The following is an 18019-nucleotide window of genomic DNA, read 5'->3' on the forward strand; positions in this document are numbered from 1 at the left end:
GCGTCATGCACACCGCCTGCGTAACAGGAAAGAACGCTTCGACCTTATCTCAGCCTTTGGCAACCCCACAGAAAATGCGAATTCAGGTTAATTCCCGAACTGCTTACTCAACCCCGGCGGCACACCCGTGACATCGGTGTCCTGCCACGGACCGGTGCGCCCGGTAGACCAACTCCAGCCGTTGTTCCAGCGGTAGTAGGTGCGCTGGCGGTAGAAGGTGTTGGTTTGGTCGTCCAGGGCGTAGACGCCGAGTTTGGCGTCCCAGTGGCAGTTGCCACCCGGTGGCGGTGCGAAGTGGGCGGAGGTCTGTGGTTTGGCCGGGGCCGGACGTTGCGGGTTGGCCGGGGTGACGTGCGGCGTATTCGGTTGCGGCGTGCTGGGCAGCGTCGGTATCGGTTCGCTGCTTTGCGGGGACGGGTGGTGCACCGCACACGCACTCAATCCCAGGACCAGACTCAACAGGGTGAAGCGTGCGACGGTGTTCATGCTGTGTTCTCTAGTGGTCTGGACTGTCGATGGTCAATGCCTGCTGCGCAGTGGTGCTGCTGGCCAGCGGCTGGCTGCGGCCTACCCATTCGCCTGTGGTCGGTTGGCCGGCACGGGAGACCCGTGCAACCAGTTGGACTTCAGGAAAGTTCGACAGTTTCAGTTGCGGCATCATTGCGTCGGCATCGGCCAGTTCGACCTCGGCCGGCAGGTCGGCGACGGTCAGGCGTTTGACCGCCAGCGGCATCGGTGGGCCTGAGGTAGCGCGCGCGAAGATGAACACACTGTCCCCCGGTTTGACGCTGTCTTTGAGCGCCGCAGCCAGATCGACACGCACCTTGAGCAAGGCCGCCACTTTGTTGTCGCTGTCGCCGACGGCAGCCGCTGCGGCTTGCTGGGCGACCACTGGCGCTTCGGCCAGCTTGCCACCGCTGGCCACCAGTCGTTCGCTGGCACGGGCGATACCGCCTTCCAGCGCCGGACGCGACGGATCATCCGCGGGCAGCACCGCCAACAGGCGCTTCCAGTAATCCACGGCCTGTTGATAACGCTCGCTCTCGAACGCGGCGATGCCCAGCAGGCCCAGGCTGGTGACTTCGCTCGGATCGGATTTCAGTGCTTCGCTGGTCAAGGCCTGCACTTGCGGGGTGAATTTCTTGTCGGCGGCGAAGTACAACGCCTGTGCCCATTGCCCGAGCAATTCAGGCTGACGCCCGGCCAGGCCCACGGCGCGTTCGAACATCTGCGCCGCATCCACCGGGCGATCCTGGGACATGTAGGTGCGGGCGAGGAAGTACATACTCTCGGCAGAATCCGGCTGCGCTTTGACGGCGCGCTCCAGGCGGCTGGTCATTTCTTCCACTGACGTCGGTGGCTGGGCGAATTCGCGGCTCAGTTCAACCTTGTCGCTGGCGCCATAATGCAGGTACAGCCCCAGTGCCAACAGCGGCACCAGCAGGGCCGCCAGCAGTGGCAATGGCTTGCCCAGACGCGAAGTACGCTGCACATCGGCGCCTTCGGTGTCAGCCAGCAGCTCACGCGCGGCCTCGGCACGCCCGGCGTCCAGTTGCGCGGACGACAGCAGGCCTTGTTCCTGCTGACCTTGCAGCTCAGTCAGACGCTCCTGATACAGGGCAACGTTGAGCGCAGTACGATCCTCTTCGGATTGGGCGCGACGGCCACGCAGGACAGGGATCAACAAGAAACTCAGGGCCACCAGCAACAACAGGCCGGTCGCTAGCCAGAAATCAATCATTCGTGGTTTTTATCCAACAGGTGGGCGAGGCGCTGACGCTCCTCGTCGGAGAGATCGTTAGCATCCGGGCTACGCTTGCCGCGCCGGCGGACGATGATCGTCGCGATCACCAGCACACCGCCCAGCAACAGGCCAGCCGGGCCGAACCAGAGCAGCCAGGTGCGGGCATTGAGTGCGGGCTTGTAGCGCACGAAATCGCCGTAGCGGTCGACCATAAAGTCGATGATCTGCTGGTTGCTCTGCCCTTCGCCGAGCATGCGGTAGATCTCTTTGCGCAGGTCGGCGGCAATTGGCGCATTGGAGTCGGCGATGTCCTGGTTCTGGCATTTCGGGCAGCGCAGTTCAGTGGTCAACTGGCCGTAACGGGCACGTTCGGCTTCGTCCTTGAACTCGTAGGCGTCGATGGCGGCATGGGCGACGCCGGTCAGGCCCAGGCTCAATACCGCGGCGGTGAACCAACGCGTCATGGCTTGGCCTCGTCAACCAACCCTTGGTACCGACTGGCCAGTTGCTCGTGCCAGACGGTTTCGTCGATCACGCCCACATGCTTGTAGCGAATCACGCCTTTGCGGTCGATCAGGAAGGTTTCCGGCGCGCCGTACACACCCAGGTTCAAACCAAGGTTGCCGGCAGCATCGCTGATGTTCATCTGGTACGGGTTGTGAAACTCCGTCAGCCATTTCACCGCGTCAGCGTTCACGTCCTTGTAGTTGATGCCGTAGATCACCACGCCTTGCTGCGCGAGTTTGTTCAGCACTGGATGCTCGACCCGGCAGGAAATGCACCAGGTGCCCCAGACGTTGACCAGCGCCGGTTTACCCAGCAGGTCCGCCTGGGTGATGAGCTTGCCGTTCTGCACGTCCGGCAGGGAAAACGCCGGGAACGGTTTGCCGATCATCGCCGACGGCAGTTCCGCCGGATCCAGGTACAGGCCGCGATAGAGAAACGCTGCCATGCCCAAGAACAACGCCAGCGGAATCAATAAAATCCAACGCTTCATACCGCCACTCCTGTGAGACCCAGCGCGTCACGCACCTTGCTTTTGACCTTGACCCGATAACGTCGGTCGGTGGCCGCCAACACGCCGCCGAGACCGGTCAGCAGGCCGCCAAACCAGATCCAGCGCACGAAAGGTTTGACGTGCAGGCGCACAGCCCAGGCGCCGTTTTCCAGCGGTTCACCCAGCGCCACGTAAAGGTCGCGACGGAAACCAGGATCGATACCGGCTTCGGTCATCATCGATTGCTGCACGGTAAACAAACGTTTCTCCGGGTGCAGCACAGCCACTTCCTTGCCGCCTTCGAGGACGCGAATAGTGCCCTTGTCCGAGGTGAAGTTCGGGCCTTGAAAGTGCTTGGTGCCTTCAAAATTAAACTCGTACCCGCCCAGGTGCACGGAATCCCCCGGGGCCATGCGCAGGTCACGCTCGGCGCTGTTCTGACTCGACAACACCACGCCCAGCGCGCACACGGCGATGCCGATATGGGCGACGTGCATGCCCCAATAGCTGCGCGCCAAACCGCGCACGCCTTTGATCAGGCCTTTGTGGCGGGTCTTGTCCAGCACATCGCGCACGCAGGCCAACAGCACCCAGCCCGCCAGCATGAAGGTCGCCAGCGAACCCCACTGGGTGTCACGCAACACCAGCGCCGCCAGACCGGCCAGCACCGCACTGCCCACCAACACTGGAGCCAGCATGCCGGCCAGCCACTTGACCGGCGTGTCTTTCCAGCGCACCAAAACGCCAACCGCCATCACCACCATCAGCAGCGCCATCAGCGGCACGAACAGCGCATTGAAGTACGGCGGGCCCACCGACATCTTGTCCCCGCTCAGGGCATCCACAACCAGCGGATACAGGGTGCCCAGCAGAATCATCGACGCAGCGACCACCAGCACCAGGTTATTGCCCAGCAACAGGGTTTCGCGGGACCACAAACCAAAACCGACCTGACTTTTCACCACCGGCGCACGGAAGGCGAACAGGGTCAGCGAACCACCGACCACCACCAGCAGGAAGATCAGGATGAACACGCCGCGCGCCGGGTCAGAGGCGAACGCATGGACCGAGGTCAGCACGCCGGAACGCACCAGGAAAGTACCCAGCAGGCTCAGCGAGAACGCGGCGATGGCCAGCAACACGGTCCAGCTCTTGAATACGCCACGTTTTTCGGTGACCGCCAGCGAGTGAATCAGCGCAGTACCCACCAACCACGGCATGAACGAGGCGTTTTCCACCGGGTCCCAGAACCACCAGCCGCCCCAGCCGAGCTCGTAATACGCCCACCACGAACCGAGGGTGATACCGACACCGAGGAAGGCCCAGGCGACAATGGTCCACGGCCGCGACCAGCGTGCCCAGGCGGCGTCGAGACGCCCGCCGAGCAAGGCCGCGATGGCAAAGGCGAAGGCCACGGAGAAGCCGACATAGCCCATGTACAGCATCGGCGGATGCACGATCAGGCCGATGTCTTGCAGCAAGGGATTGAGGTCGTGACCGTCGGCCGGAATTTGCGGCAACACCCGAGAGAACGGGTTCGAAGTCAGGATCAGGAACAGCAGGAAGCCGACGCTGATCATGCCCATCACTGCCAGCACCCGGGCCAGCATCACTTGCGGCAACTGTCTGGAGAAGATCGACACGGCAAAGGTCCAGCCGCCGAGTATCAGCGCCCAGAGCAGCAGCGAACCTTCGTGCGCGCCCCACACTGCGCTAAATTTGTAATACCACGGCAGGGAGCTGTTGGAGTTGTTGGCCACGTAACCGACCGAGAAGTCGTCGGTCATGAACGAGTAGGTCAAGGTGCCGAAGGCGAAGACCAGGAACGCGAATTGCCCCCAGGCCGCCGGCTGCGCCAGGCTCATCCACAGGCGATCACCGCGCCAGGCGCCGATCAGCGGCACGCTGGCCTGCACCAGGGCAAAGCACAGCGCCAGAATCATGGCCAGATGGCCGAGTTCGGGAATCATGGTTTACCCCTGCTTTGCTGGTGTGGAGGATGCCGACGACGATACCGGCGCGCTCTGGCCGCTGTCTTTCAGCGCTTTGGTGACTTCGGGCGGCATGTATTTTTCGTCGTGCTTGGCCAGCACTTCATCAGCCACTACCACGCCATCGGCGTTGATTTTGCCCAAGGCGACAATCCCCTGCCCTTCGCGGAACAGGTCCGGAAGAATGCCGCGATAGGTGATGGTCACCGATTTGTTGAAGTCGGTGACCACGAATTTGACGTCCAACGAGTCGCCGGAGCGTTGCAGCGAGCCTTTTTCGACCATGCCGCCAGCCCGAATACGGGTGTCATGGGGCGCTTCGCCATTGGCGATCTGGCTCGGGGTGTAGAACAGGTTGATGTTCTCTTTCAAGGCGTTCAAGGCCAGGGTCACGGCAATACCGACGCCAGCCAGGATGCCGACGATGATTAACAGTCGCTTCTTGCGCAGCGGGTTCACTTTTGATTCTCCCAGCGCAGACGTCGCGCCTCTTGTTGCAGATAACGTCGTCGCGCCACTACCGGTGCGACCACGTTGAGGACCAGCACCGTCAGGCAGATGCCGTAGGCGGTCCAGACGTACAAGCCATGATGTCCCATGGCCAGAAACTCACTGAAGGAGGCAAAACTCACAACGTCGCTCCTTTTACCGGGGCCTGGCCCAGGCTTTTCAGAATTTCATCCTTGGCCCAGGCGCTGCGCGCTTCACGCTTGAGCACTTCCAGGCGCATGCGCATCAACAGCACCGCACCGAAGAAACAGTAGAACCCAAGGACCATGAACAGCAGCGGCAGCCACATTTCGGCAGGCATTGCCGGCTTTTCCGTAAGGCTGAAGGTGGCGCCCTGGTGCAAGGTGCTCCACCACTCTACCGAGTACTTGATGATTGGAATGTTAATCACACCGACGATGGCCAATACCGCACAGGCTTTCGCCGCGCTATCGCGGTTAGTGATGGCGCTGCCGAGGGCAATCAGGCCGAAATACAGGAACAACAGGATCAGCATTGAGGTCAGACGCGCATCCCAGACCCACCACGAGCCCCAGGTCGGCTTGCCCCAGATCGCGCCGGTGACCAGCGCCACGGCGGTCATCCAGGCACCAATACGCGCTCCGGACTGCAACGCCACGTCAGCGATCTTCATCTTCCACACCAGTCCGACCACGCCGCACACGGCCAGCATCACGTAGCAGGACTGCGCCAGCATCGCCGCCGGCACGTGGATATAGATGATGCGGAAACTGTTGCCTTGCTGGTAATCGGGCGGTGCGAACGCCAGGCCCCAGACCAGACCAATGCCAATCAGCAACACGGCAGCCACGCTCAGCCAGGGCAGCAGGCGCCCGCTGATGCCATAAAACCATTTCGGCGAACCCAGTTTATGGAACCAGGCCCAACTGATGCCGCCTTTTACTACGGTGCCTTTCATCACGGTACATCCCGGGTCTTTGCTGACCGCCCGCCCTGTCACGCGGGTGTTATCAGACCTCAATTATTCGCCGACACTGATCTTCAGGCCAGCGGCTATTGCAAACGGTGTCAGGGTTACCGCAAGGGCGGTCAGGCTGCCAAGCCAGAGCAGATAACCGGTCGCCGGCATGCCCTGAAGCGCGGCTTGCAACGCGCCGCTGCCGAGGATCAATACCGGAATGTACAAAGGCAGGATCAACAACGCCAGTAACAATCCGCCCCGCTTCAAACCCACGGTCAATGCCGCCCCCACCGCGCCGAGCAAGCTCAGGACAGGCGTGCCCAGCAGCAATGAAATCAACAGCACCGGCAGGCATTCGCCGGGCAAGCCCAGCATCAAGGCGAGCAGCGGTGCCAACAACACCAATGCCAGCCCGGAAAACGCCCAGTGTGCCAGCACCTTGGCCAAAACAAGAAGAGCCAAGGGGTGCGACGAAAGGACCCACTGCTCCAGCGAACCGTCTTCGAAATCACTGCGAAACAGGCCGTCAAGCGAGAGCAGGACTGACAATAGCGCCGCGACCCAGACCAATCCCGGCGACAAGGTTTGTAACAACTGAGTCTCCGGACCGACGGCCAACGGAAACAGGGCAATCACGATGGCAAAGAACACCAGCGGGTTGGCCAACTCGGCCGGGCGGCGAAACAACAGACGCGCTTCACGGGCGACCAACAGGGTAAACACATGACTCATACGGCCCACTGCCCCAGATCAAGATCCCGATAACCGGCCGGCAGGCGAGTCAGCGTGTGGTGAGTGGTCAAGACCACCATTCCACCGCGTTCGCAATGCTCAGCCAGATGTTGCTCCAGTTGCGCCACGCCCTGTTTATCGAGGGCGGTGTACGGTTCGTCGAGAATCCATAGCGGCGGACTGTCCAAGTACAACCGCGCCAGCGCCACCCGCCGTTGCTGACCCGCCGACAAGGTGTGGCACGGCACATCCTCGAAACCACGCAACCCCACCGCCTCCAGCGCCTGGCGGATCTGTGCCGGTTCCGCGGGACGGTGCAAGGCGCACAGCCAGGCGAGGTTTTCTTCGGCGGTCAGCAAATCCTTGATCCCCGCCGCATGGCCAATCCACAGTAGATTATGGGTCAACTCGACCCGCTGCTGTGCCAGTGGCAGGCCATTGAGCCGCACTTCACCCGCCGTCGGCTGCATCAACCCGGCCAGCAAACGCAGGAGGCTGGTCTTGCCGCTGCCGTTCGGGCCACTGATTTGAAGCATGTCACCGGCAGCCAGACGCAGTTCGAGGTTTTCGAACAGCATCCGCCAATCACGCTCGCAAGCAAGCGCCACGGCTTCAAGAAGGGGGCTGGACATGGCTGGCCTTTGGTTTTTATCGAGAGGTCGGCGGTTCAAGTCGGCTAAACGGCAGCCGTTATACTGATGAACTTTAATAAATATCGCGCCATCTTAGACGGGGCGGCATTATACATGCCATGTCCTACTAAAAAGAGGGCAATTTCGATAGGTTGTAACCCTACATGACTGGCGACATCAGCAGCCTGCCCCCCTCTCCTCCGCCGCCGTCCTGGTCAAGGCCGGTGTGATTCCGGGCGATGTTCTTAAATTGCTGCAACCGTCACAGGGCTTGCTGGGCAACGGCGAGACCGCCTCTGCTCAGGTGGTCGGGCAAAAACAGACGGACCAGTCGTTTGAGTTGCTGCTACGCCTTAATCTGAACAACGGCGAGCGCCCACTGGTGCAAGCCAGCAGTCAGCAGTCGCTGCCGGTGGGCACCAACCTGCTGGTTTCGCAACCCAGTGCCAGCAGCCTTGCCATTACCGTGCAGCAGAGCCAGGCCTCGGCCATCGCCAGCCTGCTGAGCATCGACACCAAACAACTGCCGGTCGGCACGCTGCTGCAAGGCACCGTGCAGAGTAGCCTGCTGTTGCCGCAAGCTGCCGGGCAACCGGCGATGTACCGCAACATAATCACCCTGCTCAACACCGTATTGGCCGGCACGCGCCTGAGCGTGGACAGTCCGCAGCCGCTGAACGTCGGCAGCCTGTTGAGCGCTCAGGTGCAAGGCTCGCAGTCGCTGAACTTCGTGCAGTTAAGCAGCCGCCTCGACCAACTGGCCGTCACCCAGCAACTGACCACCCAGCAAAGCCGCCAGGGTTCGCTACAGGGCTTGCTCACCCTGCTGCAAAACGTCCAACAGGATCAAAGCCTGCCACCGGCGCTGCGTGCCAGCATCGATCAACTCTTGGCTGACTTGCCGGACATTCAGCAAATGTCCGATCCGAAAACCGTGGCCCAGGCGCTCATCGCCAGCGGTCCGTTCCTCGAAGCCAAGCTGCTGAGTGGCCAAGACCCTTTGCTGACGCCGGACTTGAAAGCGAACCTGTTACGGGTCATTGCGCAAATTCTGCCTAACCTGCCGGGAGGCAGCTACGACGCCGCAGCCGCCGCCAACACCATGGCGCGGCTCATGCCCAGCGTGATCCGCAACGCCCTAGGCACTCTCGGCCTGGTCAGTGACAAGACGCAGCCCAGCAGCTTCCCGCTGACCTCGCGCAATCTGAATCCTGGCAATGCCGAGGACCTGGAAACCCTGCTTAAACTTGCCGCTGCGGCGGTGTCACGTTTGCAAAGCCACCAACTCTCCGGCCTGGAACAAACCCGCACCACCGCCGATGGTACGCAATTGACCACCTGGCAACTGGAGATCCCCATGCGCAACCTGCAAGACATCGTGCCGTTGCAGGTCAAGGTGCAGCGCGAGGACCCGCCGGATAAGGATTCGTCGGAGGAAAAGGACGAGAACGGCGTCAGGCCGCCGAAAGAGAAGCTGTGGCGGGTCGAGCTGGCATTCGATCTGGAGCCGCTGGGGCCGTTGCAGGTTCAGGCGCAGTTGATTCACGGCAGCCTGTCCAGCCAACTGTGGGCTGAGCGCCCGCACAGTGCCGAGCTGATTGCGAGCCAATTGGGGCATCTGCGTGAACGCTTGATCGCGTCGGGCATCAACGTCAATGAATTGGAATGCCACCGGGGTACGCCGCCGCAGGGTCAGCGTACGGCCCTTGAACAACGCTGGGTTGACGAGACTGCCTGATGACTGCAACCGACAACACCCCGCGTCAGGCGATTGCGCTGACGTACGATGGCCAGCAGGCACCGACTTTGACCGCCAAGGGCGACGATCAATTGGCCGAAGCAATTCTGGCGATTGCCCGGGAATATGAGGTGCCGATTTATGAGAATGCCGAGTTGGTGAAACTGCTGGCGCGGATGGAGTTGGGCGACAGTATTCCGCAGGCGCTGTATTTGACGATTGCGGAGAGTATTGCGTTTGCGTGGCATTTGAAGGGGAAGTTTCCGGTGGGGCAGGATCCGGATGTTGGACCGGTGGAGCGGGATATAACGCCTGTTTGATTGGGTACATACCCGTTATTACCATACGGCTGGGAACGGGGCGATAGTGGGTTTCGTCAGTTAGATCGCCAAGATCAAAATCAGAAACGACTTCTGTAGGAGCTGCCGCAGGCTGCGATCGACCGGGAACCGGTCGCCGCGATTCAATGCCATTCGCAGCCTTCGGCAGCTCCTACAGGGGGTCGGTGTTGTGTCTGATACACCGCGTCAAGCTGCTCGCTAACAAGTTGGCTCCTACAAAAAATCGAGTCCGCAGAAGTACTAAGCGTATTGAATCCCGAGGTCGGAAAGAGGCCCCGTTTTCAGGAGGCTGAACGCAGGTGATGTTCCGGGGGACGCTCGACATGGATGTCGAGCGAGCCACGACCCCCGCCAGGGATGGTGGGTCGTGGCGTGCCCCCGGAACAGCGCCGGAGTGAAGGGACCCCGAGCCTAAGCGAGGGGCCGGATGATGGGGCAAGACTTTTTGGTTACTTTTGGGGCGTTTGCCAAAAGTGACCCGCTGTAAGAGCGGAACCGTAACAACAGCACACGCAGATGCAGGATATTCACACGCCCAAAAAAACCAAAAAAATCACTCAGCCGAATGCCGATGCAACTTGCTCATCAACTGCGCCTCAGCCTGAGTCAACCCACAAGAAACAGTCAACTCATCCACGCTCGCGCCCATCCCCACCAGACGCGCGGCCTGGGCAAAGGACAGAGAAGTAGGATCACGCTGTTCAAGCTGCGCCAGTTTATCCGGCAACGGCCCGATCACCGCACGCAGTTCGTGCAGATCCTCACCCATGCGAATCGTACCGCTTTGGTAGTTATCCAGACGCTTTGCCAACTCCTTGAGCCGCAGGTCGCGCAATCCATTGCCTTCGGCAAGTTCGGCAACCAGCAGCCGCTGACGCTTGCTGTACGACAAAAACAGCGTCAGCGAGAGCACCCAAAGGATGCCCAGAAAAATAACCGCGGCCTCAAAAATCAACTCAGATGTTCTCCAGGTCCGACCACTCTTCTTCAGACATCATCTTGTCCAGCTCAACCAGAATCAGCAGTTCGCCGTTCTTGTTGCAGACGCCCTGAATGAACTTGGCCGATTCTTCGTTACCCACGTTAGGCGCGGTTTCGACTTCAGACTGACGCAGGTAGACCACTTCGGCAACGCTGTCGACCAGAATCCCGACCACTTGCTTGTCGGCTTCGATAATCACCACACGGGTGTTGTCGCTGACTTCCACCGGTGCCAGGCCGAAGCGCTGACGGGTGTCGATTACGGTGACGACGTTACCGCGCAGGTTGATGATGCCCAGCACATAGCTTGGCGCACCCGGAACCGGGGCGATTTCGCTGTAGCGCAGCACTTCCTGGACCTGCATCACGTTGATGCCGTAGGTCTCGTTATCCAGGCGGAAGGTCACCCACTGCAGGATAGGATCTTCGGAACCTTGTGCAGACGACTTATTCATACCCCAAACCCCTCAAGTGTGTGCTGTACAGACGGCATTGAGTGCCGCCTTATGATTATTTGATTTTGCCCATTTGCTTGACCGCGCCGCTGGCTATCAGCTCGGCCAATTCGGATACATCCAGCAGCGCGCACATGTGTTCGATCACTGTGCCCGCCAGCCAGGGACGCTGGCCGCGGTGGGTGCGCCATTTGATTTCGTTTGGATCCAGGCGCAACGAGCGGCTGACTTGATGCACCGCCAGCCCCCATTCATAGCCCTGAACCGAGATCACGTATTGCAAGCCCTGACGGAAGTCATCGCGGTAGCGGTCGGGCATGATCCAACGTGCGGTGTCGAGGACTTTCAGGTTGCCGCTCTGGCTCGGCAGAATGCCCAGGAACCAGTCCGGTTGACCAAACAAAGGTGTCAGTTCCAGGCCCGCCAGGGAGTAGATCGAGCCCAGGCAGACCAGTGGCACCGCCAGCGTGAGGCCAGCGACGTCGAACAGCAGGCATTCAAACGGCTCTGCAGCCCACGCCGGACGACCGTCTTCGCTCGCGGGCGGCAGCGCGCCACCACCGGCTGGACGATGCACCTCCACCACCGGTTCGACAAAGGCCACACTCGGTGTGTCTACAATCGGTTCAGCTGCAACGGGCTCGACCACCACGCGCGGCGCCAGGGCCACGGGGGCCGGCGCTGCCGCAATGGGAGCAATGATTTCGGCAATCACCGGAACCGGCGCGGCAACGGCCACCACAACGGGCGACGGCGCTTTCACCGACACCGCGGCCAGTGCTGCGTTGACGACGGCATCACGGGCCTGCTCTTCGAGGACCGCAGCCTGAAACTCATCCAGCGCCGCCTCGACCGTCAGCTCTTCAGTGGCGTCCTGGAGCAAGGCGTCCAGGTATGACTGCAATGCAACTTGCGGCCGTGTAGCGATATCGACAGGGCGGCTCATAAGGGTGCCCCTACATAATGGCCTTTACGGGTTATCGGCTGTGCCGGCGTCCGACTTGAATCCGTCGGTGATGGAAAGCACAACACGTCAGGCCACCTGCGCAACGAGCTGCTGGGTCAGCAGGTCTTTGAGCAGCGCCCGATAGGCCAATACACCGCGGCTTTTGTTATCGAACTGCGAAGGCGTGACCCCTGCCCGGCTGGCATCACGCAGGCGCGTGTCCACCGGGATGTAGGCGTTCCAGATGTGCTCCGGGAAGTTATCGCGCAAGGTTTTCAGCGTGCCCATCGAGGCCTGGGTGCGGCGGTCGAACAAGGTCGGGACAATGGTGTACGGCAGCGCGACCTTACGCGAGCGGTTGATCATCGCCAGGGTACTGACCATCCGTTCCAGACCTTTGACGGCAAGGAACTCGGTCTGCACCGGGATCACCAACTGCTGGCTGGCCGCCAACGCATTGACCATCAACACGCCGAGCAACGGCGGGCTGTCGATGACCGCATAATCGAAGTCCTGCCACAACTGCGCCAGGCTTTTGGCTATCACCAGGCCGAGGCCGCCCTGTCCGGGCGACTGACGCTCCAGTACCGCCAGCGCCGTGCTCGACGGCAGCAGGGAAATACGTTCATCGCTGGTGGGCAACAGCAGTTGCCCGGGCAAGCCATCCGGTACCAGTCCCTTGTGTTGGAACAGGTCGTAGCTGCTGTGTTCCAGGGTGTCGGGGTTGTGGCCGAAGTAACTGGTCATGGAGCCATGGGGGTCCAGATCGACAACGACCACGCGCTTGCCCGCCTGTGCCAGCAGACCGGCTAAAGCGATGGAAGAAGTGGTCTTACCGACGCCACCTTTTTGATTGGCTACTGCCCAGACTCTCATTGTGCGTTTTCCTCCCGGCAATGCGTTGGCGCTACCGAGAACTGACTATAAGGCCGGTGACGGAGAATTGACGGCGTTCCCGCGAACCGGCTGTGTGACCTTGGTCGGTGCAGTTTGTGTGCCAGCCCTGGATAACGCGGCATCCGGTTTTGCATTGGCACTGCCCGAACCCGTGAGGCTGCGGCGTACTTCGAGGTTGCGCGAGATCACCAGCACTACCCGGCGGTTGTGCGCGCGGCCCTCGACCGTGGCGTTGGTGGCTACCGGTTGAAACTCGCCATAGCCTACCGAAGCCATCCGTGACGGGTTGATGCCGTCGATGGCCAACATGCGCACGATGCTCGCCGCCCGCGCCGAGGACAGTTCCCAGTTGGTCGGGTACTGCGCGGTACGGATCGGCTGGTCGTCGGTGAAGCCTTCGACGTGCACCGGGTTGTCGAACGGATGCAGAATCTTCGCGACCTTCTCGATGATGTTGAACGCCACATCGCTTGGCATGGCATCACCGCTGCCGAACAACAGGCTGGAGTTGAGTTCGATCTCGATCCACAACTCGTTGCCACGCACGGTCAATTGGTTGGATTTGATCAGGTCGCCAAAGGCGTCACGCACGTCGTTGGCAATCGCCTGCAACGGCGTGACCGAGGTTTGCGCGAGGCCGGCGTCGACCTCTTCGCTGTCCTTGATCAAGGGCTCGGCCGGCTTGACCGTCAACGGACGTTCATCACCGATGGGGATCGGCTTGAGGCTGCGGTCGGTTTCATTGAAGGCGCCGATCAGTGCCTGGGACAGCACTTTGTACTTGCCCTCGTTGATCGACGAGATGGAGTACATGACCACGAAAAACGCGAACAGCAAGGTAATGAAGTCCGCGTAGGACACCAGCCAGCGTTCGTGATTTTCGTGTTCTTCAGGCGGACGACGACGAGCCATGACTAGAGCCTCACTCCATGAAGCCTTGCAGCTTCAACTCGATCGAACGCGGGTTTTCACCCTCGGCGATGGACAGAATGCCTTCGAGCAGCATTTCCCGATAACGCGACTGGCGCATGGCAACGGCTTTGAGCTTGTTGGCAATCGGCAGCAGAATCAGGTTGGCCGATGCGACACCGTAGATGGTAGCGACGAACGCGACGGCGATACCGTTACCCAACTGGCTCGGGTCCGCGAGGTTGCCCATCACATGGATCAAGCCCATGACCGCACCAATGATGCCGATGGTCGGTGCGTAACCGCCCATGGCTTCGAAGACTTTGGCAGCCTGGATATCGCGGGTTTCCTGGGTGATGAAATCCACTTCCAGAATGCTGCGAATTGCTTCCGGCTCGGCACCATCGACCAGCAACTGCAAACCTTTGCGCGCGTAGGTGTCCGCCTCGGCATCGGCAACGCTTTCCAGACCCAGCAGGCCTTCCTTGCGGGCGGTCAGGCTCCAGTTGACCACGCGATCTATGCCGCCAGACAGGTCGATGCGGGGTGGAAAAATGATCCAGCGCACGATCTGCATCGCGCGCATGAAGGCGCTGATTGGGGCTTGCAGCAGTGACGCCGCCAGGGTGCCACCCAACACGATCAAGGCCGCCGGACCATTGAGCAATGCACCCAGGTGCCCGCCTTCGAGGAAGTTGCCGCCGATGATCGCGACAAACGCCAGGATGATCCCGATAAGGCTTAATACGTCCATCAGATACAAGCCTCGACCAAATGCTTGCCAATATCGTCCAGACCGTACACCGCATCCGCGAGGTCAGCTTTGACGATGGCCATGGGCATGCCGTAGATCACACAGCTCGCCTCGTCCTGCGCCCAGATATGGCTGCCGCCCTGCTTGAGCAGGCGCGCACCTTCGCGACCGTCTGCACCCATGCCGGTCAACACCACCGCCAAAACCTTGTCACCGTAGGACTTGGCGGCGGAACCGAAAGTGATGTCCACGCACGGCTTGTAATTCAGGCGCTCGTCGCCCGGCAGGATTTTCACCGCGCCGCGACCGTCGACCATCATTTGTTTGCCGCCGGGGGCCAGCAGTGCCAGGCCCGGACGCAGGATGTCGCCATCCTCGGCTTCCTTGACGCTGATCCGGCACAGCTTGTCCAGACGTTCGGCGAAGGCCTTGGTGAAGGCCGCCGGCATGTGTTGAATCAGTACGATCGGTGCCGGGAAGTTGGCTGGCAGTTGGGTCAGGACCCGCTGCAAAGCCACCGGGCCACCGGTCGACGTACCAATCGCCACCAGCTTGTAGGCTTTGCGCTTGGGCGCTGGCGAGTGATGCGACGAGGTAGTGTGGGCGGCCGGGACGGCGGCACGCGTCGGCAATGGACGCGCGGTCGATGTGCTGGTGTTGAAACTGCTGCTGGTGGGCGCTGCCGAAGTGCTCGGCGCGGGAGCTGCGTGGGCCGCCGGTGCGCTGAAACCACTGAAACGACGATTACTGCGAGCGATGTTCTGAATCTTTTCGCACAGCAGTTGTTTGACCTTCTCTGGATTGCGCGAGATGTCTTCGAAGTTTTTCGGCAGGAAATCCACTGCCCCGGCATCCAGTGCGTCCAGCGTAACGCGGGCACCTTCGTGGGTCAGCGAGGAGAACATCAAGACCGGGGTCGGGATGCGTTGCATGATATGCCGCACCGCCGTGATGCCGTCCATCATCGGCATCTCGTAGTCCATGGTAATCACGTCAGGCTTGAGGGCCAGCGCTTGTTCGATCGCTTCCTTGCCATTAGTCGCCGTGCCGACTACCTGGATATTCGGGTCCGCAGAAAGAATTTCCGAGACGCGGCGGCGGAAGAAACCTGAATCGTCCACCACCAGGACCTTGACTGCCATAAACACTCCAATAGGTGCTGCGGGCGCTTCGTGCGACCCGCAGCACCGAAATCAAATACGCCGCGCGGCGTAACGCTTGAGCATGCTCGGAACATCGAGAATCAAGGCAATACGACCGTCACCGGTAATGGTGGCGCCCGACATACCTGGCGTTCCCTGCAGCATTTTGCCCAGCGGCTTGATGACCACCTCTTCCTGACCCACCAGTTGATCGACGACGAAGCCGATGCGCTGGGTGCCAACCGAGAGAATCACCACATGCCCTTCACGTTGTTCCTCATGGGCGGCCGACGAAACCAGCCAACGCTTGAGGTAGAACAGCGGCAAGGCCTTGTCGCGCACGATCACCACTTCCTGGCCGTCGACGACGTTGGTCCGCGACAGGTCGAGGTGGAAGATTTCGTTGACGTTGACCAATGGGAAAGCGAAGGCCTGGTTGCCCAGCATCACCATCAGGGTCGGCATGATCGCCAGGGTCAACGGCACCTTGATGACGATCTTCGAGCCTTGGCCCTTGGTCGAGTAGATGTTGATCGAGCCGTTGAGCTGGGCGATTTTGGTTTTCACCACGTCCATGCCCACGCCACGCCCGGACACATCGGAAATCTCGGTCTTGGTCGAGAACCCCGGGGCGAAGATCAGGTTGTAGCAGTCGGTATCGCTCAGACGATCGGCCGCATCCTTGTCCATCACGCCACGCTTGACCGCGATGGAGCGCAGGACGTTAGGGTCCATGCCTTTGCCGTCATCGGAAATCGACAGCAGGATATGGTCGCCTTCCTGCTCCGCCGAAAGGATCACGCGGCCGCCACGGGACTTGCCCGACGCTTCGCGCTCTTCCGGCGATTCGATTCCGTGGTCCACCGCGTTACGCACCAAGTGGACCAGCGGATCGGCGAGTGCCTCGACCAGGTTTTTATCGAGGTCGGTTTCTTCGCCGACCAGCTCCAGGTTGATTTCTTTCTTCAACTGCCGGGCAAGGTCGCGAACCAGTCGCGGGAAGCGACCGAAGACTTTCTTGATCGGCTGCATGCGGGTTTTCATCACCGCGGTCTGCAGGTCTGCCGTGACCACGTCGAGGTTCGACACGGCCTTGGACATGGCTTCATCACCACTGTTGAGACCCAGGCGCACCAGACGGTTACGCACCAGCACCAACTCGCCGACCATGTTCATGATTTCGTCGAGGCGCGCGGTGTCGACCCGTACCGTGGTTTCGGCTTCGGAGGCAGCTGGCTTTTCCGCAACAGGCGCTCTGGCAGGTGCTGGCGCGGCAACGGCTTTCGCTGGCTCAGGCGCTTTGGCGACCGCAGCTACGACGGGCTTGGCGGCCACCGGCGCGGCGGCAACTGCTGCTGCAACCGGCGCAGCGGCGACCACTTCAGGTTCGAACTTGCCTTTGCCGTGCAGCTCATCGAGCAGCGCTTCAAATTCGTTATCGGTGATCTGGTCACCGCTGGCGGCGACTGCCACTGCCTGCGGCGCTACCGGAGCGGCGACGGCAACAGCTGTGGTCGACTCCAGGGCATCGGCGACAAAACTGCCTTTGCCATGCAACTGATCAAGCAGTGCTTCGAATTCGTCGTCGGTGATTTCATTGCTGGCAGGCGCAGCGGCGCTAACCACTGGCGCAACCGGCGCTGCATCGGCGGCGAACTGGCCTTTGCCGTGCAGTTGATCAAGCAGTGACTCGAACTCGGCGTCGGAGATGTCGTCGCTCGTCGGGTCAGCACCCGTTGCGCCACCGGCGTAGATCGAGGCGGGCTCTGCAACGCTCAGTGCCACCACGCCAGCCGCTGCCTGAGCCTTGACCGCGTTAAGCGAGTCCAGCAGTTGCTCGAACTCACTGTCGGTAATGTCTTCGGATTCTTCGACCATTGGCGACGCGACAGCAACAGGTGCTGCGGCGGCAATCTCGTCGGCAGAGGCTGGCTCGGCCAGGCGTGCCAGGGCTGCAAGCAGCTCCGGGGTGGCCGGGGTCACGCTGGTGCGCTCGCGCACTTCAGTGAACATGCCGTTGACCGCATCCAGCGCTTCGAGAACCACGTCCATCAGCTCCGAGTCAACGCGACGTTCACCCTTGCGCAGGATGTCGAACACGTTCTCGGCGATGTGGCAGCACTCCACCAGCTCATGCAGCTGGAGGAAGCCGGCGCCCCCTTTTACAGTGTGAAAACCGCGAAAAATTGCATTGAGCAAGTCCGCGTCATCAGGTCGGCTTTCCAGCTCGACCAGCTGCTCGGACAATTGCTCGAGAATCTCGCCGGCCTCTACCAGGAAATCCTGAAGGATTTCTTCATCGGCGCCGAAGCTCATTGGGGTGCTCCC

The 18019-nt window shown here is 61.0% G+C and carries 19 protein-coding genes and 1 pseudogene; 2 read left to right on the forward strand and 18 right to left on the reverse strand.

Annotated elements, in window-relative coordinates:
- Positions 1-87: 87 nt before the first annotated feature.
- The 10 genes from ACF0H7_RS22405 to ccmA all read right to left on the reverse strand — a co-directional run bounded on the left by ACF0H7_RS22405 (position 88) and on the right by ccmA (position 7528).
- Positions 88-486 carry a hypothetical protein gene (locus tag ACF0H7_RS22405; protein WP_397449043.1) on the reverse strand — a complete coding sequence of 133 codons (399 nt, stop codon included), beginning with the start codon at positions 484-486 and terminating at the stop codon, positions 88-90.
- A gap of 10 nt (positions 487-496) precedes the next feature.
- On the reverse strand, positions 497-1741 hold the full coding sequence (gene ccmI / locus ACF0H7_RS22410) for a c-type cytochrome biogenesis protein CcmI (RefSeq protein WP_397449044.1): 1245 nt from the start codon (positions 1739-1741) through the stop codon (positions 497-499).
- Positions 1738-2208 (reverse strand): cytochrome c-type biogenesis protein, encoded by a 471-nt coding sequence (locus tag ACF0H7_RS22415; RefSeq protein ID WP_397449045.1) that lies wholly within the window; start codon positions 2206-2208, stop codon positions 1738-1740. The genes ccmI and ACF0H7_RS22415 overlap by 4 nt, the downstream gene beginning before the upstream one ends.
- Positions 2205-2741, reverse strand: coding sequence for a DsbE family thiol:disulfide interchange protein (locus ACF0H7_RS22420; RefSeq protein ID WP_397449046.1), 537 nt, complete (start codon positions 2739-2741; stop codon positions 2205-2207). The genes ACF0H7_RS22415 and ACF0H7_RS22420 overlap by 4 nt, the downstream gene beginning before the upstream one ends.
- Entirely contained in the window at positions 2738-4711 is a 1974-nt protein-coding gene (locus ACF0H7_RS22425; protein ID WP_397449047.1) for a heme lyase CcmF/NrfE family subunit, read from the reverse strand. Before ACF0H7_RS22425 ends, ACF0H7_RS22420 begins: the two co-directional genes overlap by 4 nt.
- A gap of 3 nt (positions 4712-4714) precedes the next feature.
- The gene (gene ccmE / locus ACF0H7_RS22430; protein ID WP_397449048.1) at positions 4715-5191 is read right to left on the reverse strand and encodes a cytochrome c maturation protein CcmE; all 477 of its coding nucleotides are present in this window, start codon (positions 5189-5191) and stop codon (positions 4715-4717) included.
- Positions 5188-5364, reverse strand: a complete 177-nt coding sequence (gene ccmD, locus ACF0H7_RS22435; RefSeq protein WP_397449049.1) for a heme exporter protein CcmD — start codon at positions 5362-5364, stop codon at positions 5188-5190. Before ccmD ends, ccmE begins: the two co-directional genes overlap by 4 nt.
- A complete protein-coding gene (locus ACF0H7_RS22440; RefSeq protein ID WP_397449050.1) occupies positions 5361-6161 on the reverse strand; it encodes a heme ABC transporter permease in 801 nt (266 codons plus the stop codon). Before ACF0H7_RS22440 ends, ccmD begins: the two co-directional genes overlap by 4 nt.
- Positions 6162-6224: 63 nt before the next feature.
- Positions 6225-6896, reverse strand: coding sequence for a heme exporter protein CcmB (gene ccmB / locus ACF0H7_RS22445; protein WP_397449051.1), 672 nt, complete (start codon positions 6894-6896; stop codon positions 6225-6227).
- Entirely contained in the window at positions 6893-7528 is a 636-nt protein-coding gene (gene ccmA / locus ACF0H7_RS22450; RefSeq protein WP_397449052.1) for a cytochrome c biogenesis heme-transporting ATPase CcmA, read from the reverse strand. Before ccmA ends, ccmB begins: the two co-directional genes overlap by 4 nt.
- 164 nt (positions 7529-7692) lie before the next feature.
- On the opposite strand from ccmA, the pseudogene ACF0H7_RS22455 reads away from it, so the two are divergent.
- Together ACF0H7_RS22455 and ACF0H7_RS22460 are read left to right on the forward strand one after the other, a co-directional pair.
- Positions 7693-9266: pseudogene (locus ACF0H7_RS22455) on the forward strand (flagellar hook-length control protein FliK).
- Positions 9266-9586, forward strand: a complete 321-nt coding sequence (locus ACF0H7_RS22460; RefSeq protein WP_397449053.1) for an EscU/YscU/HrcU family type III secretion system export apparatus switch protein — start codon at positions 9266-9268, stop codon at positions 9584-9586. The pseudogene ACF0H7_RS22455 and the gene ACF0H7_RS22460 overlap by 1 nt, the downstream one beginning before the upstream one ends.
- A 574-nt stretch (positions 9587-10160) precedes the next feature.
- Here ACF0H7_RS22460 and ACF0H7_RS22465 read toward each other — a convergent pair.
- From ACF0H7_RS22465 to ACF0H7_RS22500, 8 genes are all read right to left on the reverse strand, one after another.
- A complete protein-coding gene (locus tag ACF0H7_RS22465) occupies positions 10161-10562 on the reverse strand; it encodes a DUF2802 domain-containing protein (RefSeq protein WP_397449054.1) in 402 nt (133 codons plus the stop codon).
- 1 nt (position 10563) lies between these two features.
- The gene (locus tag ACF0H7_RS22470; RefSeq protein WP_397449055.1) at positions 10564-11043 is read right to left on the reverse strand and encodes a chemotaxis protein CheW; all 480 of its coding nucleotides are present in this window, start codon (positions 11041-11043) and stop codon (positions 10564-10566) included.
- A gap of 55 nt (positions 11044-11098) precedes the next feature.
- A complete protein-coding gene (locus ACF0H7_RS22475) occupies positions 11099-11989 on the reverse strand; it encodes a CheW domain-containing protein (protein ID WP_397449056.1) in 891 nt (296 codons plus the stop codon).
- Between the two features lie 87 nt (positions 11990-12076).
- Positions 12077-12865, reverse strand: a complete 789-nt coding sequence (locus ACF0H7_RS22480; RefSeq protein WP_397449057.1) for a ParA family protein — start codon at positions 12863-12865, stop codon at positions 12077-12079.
- A gap of 45 nt (positions 12866-12910) precedes the next feature.
- Positions 12911-13798, reverse strand: coding sequence for a flagellar motor protein MotD (motD, locus tag ACF0H7_RS22485; protein ID WP_397449058.1), 888 nt, complete (start codon positions 13796-13798; stop codon positions 12911-12913).
- 10 nt (positions 13799-13808) lie between these two features.
- Positions 13809-14549, reverse strand: a complete 741-nt coding sequence (locus ACF0H7_RS22490; RefSeq protein WP_397449059.1) for a flagellar motor protein — start codon at positions 14547-14549, stop codon at positions 13809-13811.
- Positions 14549-15691, reverse strand: coding sequence for a chemotaxis response regulator protein-glutamate methylesterase (locus ACF0H7_RS22495; protein WP_397449060.1), 1143 nt, complete (start codon positions 15689-15691; stop codon positions 14549-14551). Before ACF0H7_RS22495 ends, ACF0H7_RS22490 begins: the two co-directional genes overlap by 1 nt.
- Before the next feature lie 51 nt (positions 15692-15742).
- Positions 15743-18007, reverse strand: a complete 2265-nt coding sequence (locus ACF0H7_RS22500) for a chemotaxis protein CheA (RefSeq protein ID WP_397449061.1) — start codon at positions 18005-18007, stop codon at positions 15743-15745.
- Between the last annotated feature and the right edge of the window lie 12 nt (positions 18008-18019).

Source organism: Pseudomonas sp. NA-150 (genome assembly GCF_044336365.1).
Lineage (GTDB): Bacteria > Pseudomonadota > Gammaproteobacteria > Pseudomonadales > Pseudomonadaceae > Aquipseudomonas.

Excerpts from the sequence above, each read along its gene's own strand:
- ACF0H7_RS22440 (WP_397449050.1), bottom strand. The coding sequence starts at position 6,161 with ATGAAAGGCACCGTAGTAAAAGGCGGCATCAGTTGGGCCTGGTTCCAT.
- motD (WP_397449058.1), bottom strand. The coding sequence starts at position 13,798 with ATGGCTCGTCGTCGTCCGCCTGAAGAACACGAAAATCACGAACGCTGG.
- ACF0H7_RS22405 (WP_397449043.1), bottom strand. The coding sequence starts at position 486 with ATGAACACCGTCGCACGCTTCACCCTGTTGAGTCTGGTCCTGGGATTG.
- ccmI (WP_397449044.1), bottom strand. The coding sequence starts at position 1,741 with ATGATTGATTTCTGGCTAGCGACCGGCCTGTTGTTGCTGGTGGCCCTG.
- ccmA (WP_397449052.1), bottom strand. The coding sequence starts at position 7,528 with ATGTCCAGCCCCCTTCTTGAAGCCGTGGCGCTTGCTTGCGAGCGTGAT.
- ACF0H7_RS22460 (WP_397449053.1), top strand. The coding sequence starts at position 9,266 with ATGACTGCAACCGACAACACCCCGCGTCAGGCGATTGCGCTGACGTAC.
- ACF0H7_RS22475 (WP_397449056.1), bottom strand. The coding sequence starts at position 11,989 with ATGAGCCGCCCTGTCGATATCGCTACACGGCCGCAAGTTGCATTGCAG.
- ACF0H7_RS22490 (WP_397449059.1), bottom strand. The coding sequence starts at position 14,549 with ATGGACGTATTAAGCCTTATCGGGATCATCCTGGCGTTTGTCGCGATC.
- ACF0H7_RS22495 (WP_397449060.1), bottom strand. The coding sequence starts at position 15,691 with ATGGCAGTCAAGGTCCTGGTGGTGGACGATTCAGGTTTCTTCCGCCGC.
- ACF0H7_RS22480 (WP_397449057.1), bottom strand. The coding sequence starts at position 12,865 with ATGAGAGTCTGGGCAGTAGCCAATCAAAAAGGTGGCGTCGGTAAGACC.
- ACF0H7_RS22470 (WP_397449055.1), bottom strand. The coding sequence starts at position 11,043 with ATGAATAAGTCGTCTGCACAAGGTTCCGAAGATCCTATCCTGCAGTGG.
- ccmB (WP_397449051.1), bottom strand. The coding sequence starts at position 6,896 with ATGAGTCATGTGTTTACCCTGTTGGTCGCCCGTGAAGCGCGTCTGTTG.
- ACF0H7_RS22415 (WP_397449045.1), bottom strand. The coding sequence starts at position 2,208 with ATGACGCGTTGGTTCACCGCCGCGGTATTGAGCCTGGGCCTGACCGGC.
- ACF0H7_RS22425 (WP_397449047.1), bottom strand. The coding sequence starts at position 4,711 with ATGATTCCCGAACTCGGCCATCTGGCCATGATTCTGGCGCTGTGCTTT.
- ACF0H7_RS22420 (WP_397449046.1), bottom strand. The coding sequence starts at position 2,741 with ATGAAGCGTTGGATTTTATTGATTCCGCTGGCGTTGTTCTTGGGCATG.
- ACF0H7_RS22500 (WP_397449061.1), bottom strand. The coding sequence starts at position 18,007 with ATGAGCTTCGGCGCCGATGAAGAAATCCTTCAGGATTTCCTGGTAGAG.